We start from the raw sequence: 9,759 nt of genomic DNA on the forward strand, positions 1-9,759 counted from the left end.
AGCGGCGCGAGCTTGACCGCGCGTTCTGCGCGCCCTTGACGCGGATCGTCCGGATGCCCTCGAGATCGTTGTTTGTCACGAAACGCGCGGCGGTCAACTCGCGGCTGGTTTCGGGACCGACTCGCCGCGTGTCTTGCGGGAACTGCGCCTTGAGCGTGTAGGTCAGCGTGGTGGCGTCGCTCTCTTCGTCTTCCTTGACAAGTCGAACCTCGTGCGCGCCCTGGGTGGCGGCGGTGCCGCGCACACGGACGATGGCGCCGCCCGGGGCGCGTTCGATCGAAAGGTCGTCAATCACTGCCACCGGCACGCCGGCATAGGGCGCCTCGGGGCGGCGGGCGAACATGCCGCTGCGCTGGGGAATGAGCGGGTTGCTGTTCTCGGTGGCGGGCAGGGATTCGGCGCGGCTTCCGCCGAACCAGTTGAACGGGTTGACCCGGCTGTCGCGCACCGCGCCGCAGGCCGAAAGGGTGAGCGTCGCCGTCAGGAGAAGGATGATGGATGTCCGCATGGGCCCTGCCTTTGCCGTTTGTTCCGGGTTAGCCTATTCACGCCGCGTTGAAAAGACGCCATGCAACGATCTGGACCTCTGCGCCGGACGTGCTTAGGTAGAGGCTGTCGCAACCGGAGAGCATCATGGCCACGCAAGCCTTTGAGGACATTGTCGAGGATTTCGAGTTTCTGGAGGATTGGGAGGATCGTTATGCCCTCGTCATCGAGGAGGGCAAGGCGATGGACCCTTTGCCCGAGGCGCTCAAGGTGCCGGCGACCAAGGTCGAGGGTTGTGCCAGCCAGGTCTGGCTGCATCCGCGGATCGAGGGCGGCGTGTTCTCGTTCGAGGGCGACTCCGATGCGATGATCGTGCGCGGGCTGATCGCGGTGTTGCGCCGGCTTTACAACGGCTTGCCGGTTGACGAGGTGCTCCGGGTCGACGCGCGCGCCGAGATGGCGCGGCTGGGGCTGGACGAGGCGCTTTCGGCGCAACGCTCGAACGGGTTGCGCGCCATGATCGAGCGCATTCGCGGTGTGGCGGCCCAGGCCGCGGCATAGATTTACGGCCCGGCAGACGATTTTTCTGCAAAGATCGGGATGCGCCCCTTGGTCAGAGCTGATCGAGGGCGCGGGCGATGTCGGCCATGAGCCGCTCGGTCGGTTCGATGCCGAACGACAGGCGCAGGAACCCCGCGGGCACCGCGTCGCCCCAGCGCGCGCGGCGGTCGCCCGAGCTGTGCAACCCGCCGAAACTGGTGGTGGGGGCAAAGCCTGCCAGTTCGAGAAACCGGTCGGCGGTCGGGGCGTCAGGGAAGCTGGCCCCGACGAGGAACCCCTGGTCGGCAGCCTGCGGGTGGGGCGCGGGGTAGATGACGTCGGAGACCTTGTCGGACCCCTCGAGAACGGGCAGGGCGGCGCGCGCGTTCTCGCACATCCGCGCAAGCCGCAGATCGAGAGTTTCAAGCCCGCGCAGCAAAAGCCATGCCTCGAATGGGCCGGGGATCGCGCCCGCGAGCGAGCGGGTGGCGTGAAGCCGCTCCATCAGCCCAGCATCGCGGCTGGCGACATGACCCATGAGCAGGTCTGAATGCCCGCCCATCGCCTTGGTGTCCGAGACGATCACCGCATCGGCCCCCAGATCGAGCGGTTGCTGCAAGAGCGGCGTGCAGACCGTGTTGTCGACCACGAGGCGCGCGCCCGCGGCCTGGCAACGTGCGGCCAGCGCCGCGATGTCGATCACGTCGAGGCCGGGATTGGACGGGGTTTCGACGATGACCATGGCCAGCCCGTCGAGCGGGGCGCTGGCGATGTCTCGCGCAGCACAGCTTTGCATGGTGATGCCGAAGGGGGCGAGTACGGTTTCGGTGAGCGCGCGCGCGGCGTAATAGCCATCCGAGAGCAAGAGAACCCGGTCGCCCGTCTTGAGCGCGGCCATCATCAATGCACCGTAAGCCCCCATTCCAGAGGGAAAAAGCAGACAGGGTGCGTCTTCGAGCAGGGCCAGCCGCGCCTCCACCGCCGAGACCGTGGGCGTGGCCATGCGGCCATAGCTGCGATCGGGTGCGGGCTGCTCCGAAAGCGCGAAGGCCGAAGTCATGACCAGCGGTTCGGGCACCGGGTCGCCGGGCTCGAGCGCGCCGGAGCGCACGTGCAGCATGGCGTGAAAGCGGGTCGTGGGGTCGGGTCTGTCAGTCATGCGCGCGACTATGCGGCCAATGCCGCGGCGTCACAAGCAGGGATGCGTTGACCGGTCGGGGCGGTGACGTCACGTTGGTCCCAAAGGGAGGATCATCATGGATCATGTCGGATTTACCGGAGAGCAGTTTCGCGGTTTTCGCGACGTGCCGCGCAAGGGGCCGATTCACATGCTCAACCTCGTGAAGCTGCGCGAGAGGGCCGAATACCCGGATGGGCGCGCGGCCACGGGGGCCGAGGCCTATGCCGCCTATGGGCGCGAGACGGCGCATATCCTTGAACGGCTGGGCGGGCGGATCGTCTGGCGCGGCAAGATGGAATTCATGCTGATCGGCCCTCAGGAGGGCGAGGACTGGGATCTGTGCTTTATCGCGGAATATCCCGATGCCGAAGTCTTTGTGAGCATGATCAAGGACCCCGAGTATCGCGCGGCAATGGAGCACCGGCAGGCGGCGGTGCGTGATTCGCGGCTGATCCGGATGGAGCCGCTGCCGGTGGGCGAGGACTTCGGCGGCTAAGCCTCCCGCGTGGCGTCAACGCACGCTGATCGGCAGGCTGGCATACCCGCGGAATCGCGCCAGCGGGACAAGGCGTCGTGGACCGGTCTGTTGCATCCTGGGGAAACGCGCGATGAACTTGCCCAGCGCGATGCGCCCCTCGATTCGTGCCAGCGTTGCACCAAGGCAGACATGGATGCCGGTGATAAAGGCGATATGGCGGTTGGGCTTGCGGGTGATATCGACCGTTTCGGGTGCGTCGAACATCGCCGGGTCGCGGTTGGCCCCGGCGATCGAGGTGTGGATATACGTGCCCTCGGGCAGCACCGTGCCGTCGGAAAGCTCGATATCCGCCTGGGCCAGGCGATTGCCGATCTGCAGGGGCGACTGCACACGCAGAAACTCCTCGACTGCGGTGTCGATCAGGGCCGGGTCGTCGAGCAGCATCCGGTGCTGTTCGGGCTCATCAAGAAGGATACCGATCGAATTTCCGACGAAGCTCGTGGTGGTCTCGTGGCCGGCGTTCAAGAGGAAGATACAGTTCTGGATCAACTCTTCCTGGGTCAGCCGGCGCCCGTCATGTTCGCCGAAAATGAGTGCTTCAAGCACCTCGCCCTGGGCGGCGCCTTCGGGGTTGGCGCGCCTGTGGTTGATGAGATCGTCGAGAATCTCGGAAAATTCCGTGACCGCCTGATTGCCGGCTTCCATCCGGTCTTCGGGCACGACCGGATCGAGCGCGCCAAGGATCGCCAGCGAATAGTCGCGCAGCTTGGCGCGGTATTGCTCGGGGATGCCGAGCATGAAGGAAATGATCTCGGTCGGCAGGATCTTGGCGAAATCCTCGATCAGGTCCAACTCGCCCAGTTCCTCGACCCGGTCGAGCAGGCGATCGACGATCTCGTCGATCAGCGGCTCGAACTCGGCCAGCTTGCGCGGGGTGAAGGCGCCGGAAATCAATTTGCGCACCACCGTGTGATAGGGCGGGTCGTTGAAGATGAGCGAGGTCGTGTGATGGGTAAGCAGCGGGCACTGGCCGAACTTGCGGCCGAATTCGCGGGTCTTGTCCGAAAGCATGTCGCGCGACTGATAGACGCGCAGGCAATCGGCATGGCGGGTAAGAAAGACCGAGCCGTCGGCGTTGCGATGCACCGGCGACGTCTCGCGCAAAGCGCGCAGGGTGGGATAGGGGTTCTCGATGAACTCAGCCCCGATCTCCATCAGGTCGAAATCGTTGATCCTGCCATCCATGGCCATGCCTCCCTCGGGTCGTCGTTGGGGCGCATGGTAAGCGCGCTTACGATCGGGGGCAAGCCGGTCCTGTCAACCGTGCGCCTGCGGGCATGGCTGCGACGTGCAAGAAACCGTCTCTCCCTGCGTCGATTGGCGCGGGCCGCAACGCGCCCCGGACCAATCGAAGACTGGGGAGCAATCGCAGGGAGAGACCCCAGGCGCTTGCGCGCCGGGTAGGGGAACCGTGAGTGTTGTCTGTTCTATCAGTGAACCGATTGATATCTTTGATCTTCCTCCCGTGAGAAGCGGGTTGCGAGAGTGGCCGCGAGCGCCTTTGCATCCCGCAGTTCATCAGCTGTGCCTGCCGCAGCGATCTGTTCGTCCAGATAGGATTTCAGCGCCTCCGGCAGGTGATCGTGAGTGGTGGGGGCGTGGGCCGCTTCAAACACGGCGCGCACGACATGCTCGGGCGTGAAAACGTCATGCGTGATGCCGGAAAATTCGCGAATGCGGGCCACACGCTCTTCCGAGCAATCCATGAGCGCGGCCATGGCCGTGACCTTGCCCATCGGTTTGGCCGTGCCGAGATAGTCGTAAGGCGCATTGCCCGAACGGATCATGACGCGGTTCATCACCGGGTCGATCACCGCCACCGCATCGAGAATGCCGGCCTCCTGGCCATATTCGAACGCCGCGATCATGACCTCGGAAGTGACATAGGAAATCGAGTTGCTGGCCCGGCCTGAACGCGAAAGGCGTTCGGTATCGACGCAAAAACGCGTCGCTTCCCAGACCTGCGCGCTGCGCAGGGGGGGCTCGCCGTCGAGGATCTCGTGGAAGACATCCGAAAGCATGTGCGGGCCGGTGGTTTGCAAGAGCCGCATGCAGCCGACCACATGGCCGCTTTCGTCGAGCGCGATGATATAGACCGGATCAAGTGCGTCGAACTCATCGAACTCGCGCCCATCGGTGACCTTGACGTCCCAGCCCAGGCGGTCCTGGAACACGCGGGCACGCAGCCGGTACATTTCGTCGATTATATCCGTGTGGCGTTCACGGTTCAGTGCGTCTGTCACGATGATCATTTTGTTATCCCCAAGTTTGTCGTCGTGTGGATAGAATCGCTCAAACCGGGTGAACGGGCCATTAGGGGATTCCCGTAAGGCGAGAAGATTACGTAGCGTAACTTTTCGAAAGATGGTGGGGCGGTATCCCGGTCAGCCGGGCTTGACGAGGCCGAGGCTGATTGCTCGGCCGACCGCCTGCGCGGTGGTCAGCGCGCCGAGCTTGGACCGGCCGGAGCGCAGGTGAACCTCGACCGTGCGGTGCGAGATTGAAAGGATGTCGCCGATATCCTGCTGTGATTTTCCTTCGGCGACCCATTGCAGGATTTCGCGTTCCCGAGTCGAGAGTGCCGGGCGGTGCAGTGTCGCAATGCCGAGGTCGGATTGCATGACGTTGTCATGCATGTGCACCGCGGCGACCTGAAGATTGCCCATCACCTTTTTCTTGAGGCTCTGCCATTCGTGTTTTGGGCAGTCGCGGGTGACGGAAAGCAGGCCAAAATCACCATAGGGTCCGCGCACCGGGACGGTCAGCCCCTGGTCGGACATGCCGAACTGGGGCGCATCGTCGAACACCGAGTGGAAATGGGCGGTGCGTTCGAGCCGGCCCCAATCAACCGGGGCAATGGACTTGCGCCCGAAATGCAGGGTCGGGTCGATCCGGTGCAGGGCCTTGCGCGTGTAATGGTCGACCCAGTCACTCCGGTAATTGGCAAACCCCTGAACCGTGCCCGAGACCGGGTTGAGCGTGGCATAGGAGGCATGATCGAACTCAAGCGTCTGGCAAAGATCGTCAAGAAACCGCAGGAAGCGGTCATCCGCATCCGGTATCTTGCTGAGATCGATCAGATCCATGAAGCCGCCCTTGCCCGCATTCGGATGTACCCAACCATAGATGAATGCCGCCAGAGTTTACAATATGTTCGAAGAAATGGTCAGAATTTGGGCGCGCGCCCTTGTCATTTCCAGCCACAGGATGGCGTGGCGCAACGCCTCTTCGGAAGAAAATGCGCGACGGCGCGATTGGCCGTGCCAAAAGAAGGCCGCGCAACCGGGGTTGCGCGGCCTTGATGCCCGTCGGTTGACCTGGGTCGATCAGGCCTTGTCTTCGTCGCCGTTCTCGTCGCTGGCGGGCTCTTCTTCGGCCCCGACAGTTTCGGCAAGCTCTTCGTCTTCCGACGCGGCGGCGCCGATATCGTCGAACAGTTCGGCGATCTCGAAATCAGCCGCAGCCTCTTCCTCGGCGGCCAGTTCCTGGATCGACTTGCCCGATGCCTGAAGCTCGGCCTCTTCGGGCGAGCGTGCGACGTTGAGCTGGATGGTCACATCGACCTCGGGGTGGAGGTTCACATGCACCTCATGCAGGCCCAGTTCCTTGATCGGGCGCGACAGCGACACCTGCTTGCGGTCGAGCGAGAACCCGGCCTCGTTCGCGGCATCGGCGGCGTCGCGCGTGCTGACCGAGCCATAGAGCGACCCGGAATCCGAGGCCGAGCGAATCACGACGAACCGCTGGCCTTCGAGTTTCGCAGCCAGGGCCTCGGCCTCCTTGCGGGTTTCAAGGTTGCGCGCTTCGAGCTGTGCCTTGCGGGCCTCGAAGGAAGCGATATTGGCCTCGGAGGCCGACAGCGCCTTGCCCTGCGGCAGAAGGAAATTGCGTGCAAAGCCGGGCTTGACGTCGACGACATCGCCCATCTGGCCGAGCTTGGCCACGCGTTCGAGAAGGATCACTTGCATTGCCATACTCCTTCTTATTTCACGGCATAGGGCAGAAGGGCGAGGAAACGGGCGCGCTTGATGGCGCGGGCCAGTTCACGCTGCTTCTTGGCCGAGACGGCGGTGATGCGCGAGGGCACGATCTTGCCACGCTCGGAAATGTAGCGTTGCAGCAGACGGGTGTCCTTGTAGTCGATCTTGGGTGCGTTGTCGCCCGAGAAGGGGCACACCTTGCGACGACGGAAAAACGGTTTGGTTGCCATGGTTTAGGGTCCTTTCCTGCGGCTGATCAACGGCGCTCGCGGCGCTCGGCGCGCTCGTCGCGTTTCTGCATCTGGACCGACGGGCCCTCGGCATGTTCGTCGACCTTGATGGTCAGGATGCGCATCACGTCGTCATGCAGGCGCATGAGGCGTTCCATTTCCTGAACGGCCGGCGCCGGGGCGTCGGTCTTGAGGAATGCATAGTGCCCCTTGCGGTTCTTGTTGATCTTGTAGGCCATCGTCTTGACGCCCCAGTACTCGCTGTCGATGACGTTTCCGCCATTGTCACTGAGCACGGTGCCGAAATGTTCGATGAGACCCTCGGCCTGGGTACTGGAAAGGTCCTGGCGCGAGATGAAAACATGCTCGTAGAGCGGCATGCGATCTTCCTTCTTGTCATGCGCATTTCATAGGAGGGCCGATGTCACCTTCCGCGACCCATCCACGAGAGACTGCGCGGTTCATGAAAAACTGCGGAAGGACGAGAGCCCTTACGATGTTTTCGCCGGTCACGCAAGACAGTGTGACCGAGCGCGGTCAACGGGCACGGTTACATGCCGAAATAAGGTGTCGGGAAAAAGCCCATTTGGCGTCGCACTGCTGCCGGGATCGGAACACAGGCTGTCCGTCAAAGCCCGGAGCGATCGCAGGCAAGAGGAGGAACACCATGGTCGGCATCTCCGAAATGCAATCCTTGCATGGCGATCATGGGCTGGCGATCTCCGGCCATTCCACGAGCGGTGTGATCGGCTGGATCGGCGGGGGCGCGCTTTTGATCGCGGCAGTCGGGCTCTGGTTCTGGCCCGGGGCGATCTGGGACCCGCTGCTGATGCTGGTCAAGCTGGGGCTGAGCCTGTTTCTGGCTTGTGGTGGCCTCATGTTCGTGATGGCTGCCTGTCGGCCCGTGAACCCCGAGGTCTGGATTGACGGGCGACGGCGGTGTTTGCGGCTGATCAGGCGCGAGGCGGGTGTCGTGGTCCGCGAGGTCGAGATCAGCTATGATGACCTGAGCGATGTCGATTTCCGCGACGGGATGTTGATCGCGCGCGACCATCATGGGCGGACACTGGTCGAAATGCCGGTCGAACGTGCAGTCAACACCGACGCGATCCGCGCGGAGCTTGGCGCGGCCTTCGTGCGCCCGGCATAGCGGGCTGACCGATCTGTCCGGGGCGATTCCCTCGCCCGTTCAGGCCTCGAGCGCGGCAACGCTGGGCAGCGTCTTGCCTTCCATCCATTCAAGGAACGCACCGCCCGCGGTCGATATATAGGTGAAATCATCTGCTGCGCCCGCCTGGTTGAGCGCTGCCACCGTATCGCCCCCGCCCGCGACCGAAACCAGTGCACCCGCGCGGCTGCGCGCGGCGGCGCTTTGCGCGGCGGCCCTGGTGGCGGCGTCGAAGGGGGGAATCTCGAACGCACCCAGCGGGCCGTTCCAGATCAGCGTTCTCGCGTTGTCCAGCGCCGTGGCGATCCGCGCGACGGTGAGCGGCCCGGCATCGAGGATCATCGCGTCCGAGGGGCACTCGGTGGCGGGCACGGTTTCATGCGCGGCATGTGCAGCGAACTCGCGTGCGACCACCACGTCTTCGGGCAGGATGATCTCGCAGCCCTGGGTCGTGGCCTTGGCCATGATCTCGCGCGCGGTATCGGCCATGTCATGCTCGCAGAGTGATTTTCCCACCCCGATGCCCTGTGCGGCAAGGAAGGTGTTGGCCATCCCGCCGCCGATCACGAGGGTCTCGACCCGTCCCACCAGGTTGCTGAGCAGGTCGAGCTTGGTCGAGACCTTGGCGCCGCCCACCACCGCCATGACCGGGCGCGCGGGTCTGCCCAGCGCAGCTTCGAGCGCCTCGAGCTCGGCCTGCATCAGCCGTCCGGCACAGGCGGGCAGGTGATGCGCCACGCCCTCGGTCGAGGCATGCGCCCGGTGCGCCGCGGAAAAGGCATCGTTGCAATAGACATCGCCCAGCCCGGCCAGACGGGCGGCGAAATCGGGGTCATTGTCCTCTTCGCCGGGGTGAAAGCGGATGTTCTCGAGAAGCAGCACATCGGCGGCGCGTGCCTCGTCGGTCAGCGTCTCGGCAGCGTCCAGCGTCTCGACGAACCCCACGGAACAGCCGAGCGCCCGCTCCAGCGCAGGCAGGATGATGCGCAGGCTCAGGTCGAGCACCACCTTGCCCTTGGGCCGTCCGAAATGGGCCAACAGCATCGGCTTGCCGCCCTTGGCCAGAATGTCGCGCACGGTGGGGGCGATGCGTTCGATCCGCGTGGCGTCGCTCACCTGGCCGTCCTGCACCGGCACGTTGATGTCCACGCGGACCAGCACGCGCTTGCCCGCAAGATCCATGTCGTCGAGTGTCTTCCAGCCCATCCTGTCCCCTCGGCCCGGTTCCGGTTTTCGATGGCGCCTCTTTGGCGAAGCCTTGCCCGGGCGTCAATGCCGTCACTTGTCGTCGCGGGCAATGCGGCATAGGTAACCTGCGATGAGACAGGAAGGAGTGCCTACATGGCCGAGATCAAGGACCCCGAGAACACCATCCTGATGGAGCTGAAAGACGGCACCGTCACGATTCAACTGATGCCCGATGTGGCACCGAAACATTGCCAACGGATGAAGGAGCTTGCCCGCGCCGGGGCCTATGACAACGTGGCCTTTCACCGCGTGATCGACGGCTTCATGGCCCAGACCGGCGATGTGCAGCACGCCAACATGGAAAAGGATTACAACCCCGGGCGTGCGGGCACCGGCGGATCGGACCTGCCCGACCTTCCGGCCGAGTTCAGCCGAATCCCCCATGCCCG

General features: G+C 64.0%; 13 protein-coding genes. 4 read left to right on the forward strand and 9 right to left on the reverse strand.

Annotated elements, in window-relative coordinates:
* Positions 1 to 508, reverse strand: a 508-nt coding sequence (locus ACESL9_RS13965) for a hypothetical protein (protein ID WP_372612036.1), incomplete at its 3' end; no start/stop codon positions are given.
* A 125-nt stretch (positions 509 to 633) separates the two neighbouring features.
* On the opposite strand from ACESL9_RS13965, the gene ACESL9_RS13970 reads away from it, so the two are divergent.
* Positions 634 to 1,047, forward strand: coding sequence for a SufE family protein (locus tag ACESL9_RS13970; protein ID WP_372612038.1), 414 nt, complete (start codon positions 634 to 636; stop codon positions 1,045 to 1,047).
* A gap of 52 nt (positions 1,048 to 1,099) precedes the next feature.
* Here the strand turns inward: ACESL9_RS13970 and ACESL9_RS13975 are convergent, their stop codons facing one another.
* Positions 1,100 to 2,185 (reverse strand): PLP-dependent transferase, encoded by a 1,086-nt coding sequence (locus ACESL9_RS13975; protein WP_372612040.1) that lies wholly within the window; start codon positions 2,183 to 2,185, stop codon positions 1,100 to 1,102.
* 97 nt (positions 2,186 to 2,282) lie between these two features.
* Here ACESL9_RS13975 and ACESL9_RS13980 point away from each other — a divergent pair, with 97 nt between their 5' ends.
* Positions 2,283 to 2,702, forward strand: coding sequence for a DUF1330 domain-containing protein (locus tag ACESL9_RS13980; RefSeq protein ID WP_372612042.1), 420 nt, complete (start codon positions 2,283 to 2,285; stop codon positions 2,700 to 2,702).
* 15 nt (positions 2,703 to 2,717) lie between these two features.
* On the opposite strand, the gene ACESL9_RS13985 is transcribed toward ACESL9_RS13980, so the two are convergent.
* The 6 genes from ACESL9_RS13985 to rpsF all read right to left on the reverse strand — a co-directional run bounded on the left by ACESL9_RS13985 (position 2,718) and on the right by rpsF (position 7,334).
* Positions 2,718 to 3,929 (reverse strand): cytochrome P450, encoded by a 1,212-nt coding sequence (locus ACESL9_RS13985; RefSeq protein WP_372612044.1) that lies wholly within the window; start codon positions 3,927 to 3,929, stop codon positions 2,718 to 2,720.
* Positions 3,930 to 4,174: 245 nt separating this feature from the next.
* A complete protein-coding gene (locus ACESL9_RS13990) occupies positions 4,175 to 4,996 on the reverse strand; it encodes an acyl-homoserine-lactone synthase (protein WP_372612046.1) in 822 nt (273 codons plus the stop codon).
* Positions 4,997 to 5,128: 132 nt separating this feature from the next.
* Positions 5,129 to 5,830, reverse strand: coding sequence for an autoinducer binding domain-containing protein (locus ACESL9_RS13995; RefSeq protein WP_372612048.1), 702 nt, complete (start codon positions 5,828 to 5,830; stop codon positions 5,129 to 5,131).
* A 240-nt stretch (positions 5,831 to 6,070) separates the two neighbouring features.
* Positions 6,071 to 6,712 carry a 50S ribosomal protein L9 gene (gene rplI, locus ACESL9_RS14000; protein WP_372612050.1) on the reverse strand — a complete coding sequence of 214 codons (642 nt, stop codon included), beginning with the start codon at positions 6,710 to 6,712 and terminating at the stop codon, positions 6,071 to 6,073.
* Between the two features lie 14 nt (positions 6,713 to 6,726).
* Positions 6,727 to 6,954 carry a 30S ribosomal protein S18 gene (rpsR, locus tag ACESL9_RS14005; RefSeq protein WP_013961325.1) on the reverse strand — a complete coding sequence of 76 codons (228 nt, stop codon included), beginning with the start codon at positions 6,952 to 6,954 and terminating at the stop codon, positions 6,727 to 6,729.
* Positions 6,955 to 6,980: 26 nt separating this feature from the next.
* Entirely contained in the window at positions 6,981 to 7,334 is a 354-nt protein-coding gene (gene rpsF, locus ACESL9_RS14010) for a 30S ribosomal protein S6 (RefSeq protein WP_372612052.1), read from the reverse strand.
* A gap of 287 nt (positions 7,335 to 7,621) precedes the next feature.
* Between rpsF and ACESL9_RS14015 the strand changes: the two genes are divergently transcribed.
* A complete protein-coding gene (locus ACESL9_RS14015; protein ID WP_372612054.1) occupies positions 7,622 to 8,104 on the forward strand; it encodes a hypothetical protein in 483 nt (160 codons plus the stop codon).
* A 39-nt stretch (positions 8,105 to 8,143) separates the two neighbouring features.
* Here ACESL9_RS14015 and ACESL9_RS14020 read toward each other — a convergent pair whose 3' ends face one another.
* On the reverse strand, positions 8,144 to 9,328 hold the full coding sequence (locus ACESL9_RS14020) for a phosphoglycerate kinase (protein ID WP_372675016.1): 1,185 nt from the start codon (positions 9,326 to 9,328) through the stop codon (positions 8,144 to 8,146).
* Positions 9,329 to 9,463: 135 nt separating this feature from the next.
* Here ACESL9_RS14020 and ACESL9_RS14025 point away from each other — a divergent pair.
* The coding region (locus ACESL9_RS14025) for a peptidylprolyl isomerase (protein ID WP_372675017.1) at positions 9,464 to 9,759 on the forward strand (296 nt) is incomplete at its 3' end.

Origin of the sequence: Aquicoccus sp., from assembly GCF_041686535.1 — a bacterium.
GTDB lineage: Bacteria > Pseudomonadota > Alphaproteobacteria > Rhodobacterales > Rhodobacteraceae > Aquicoccus.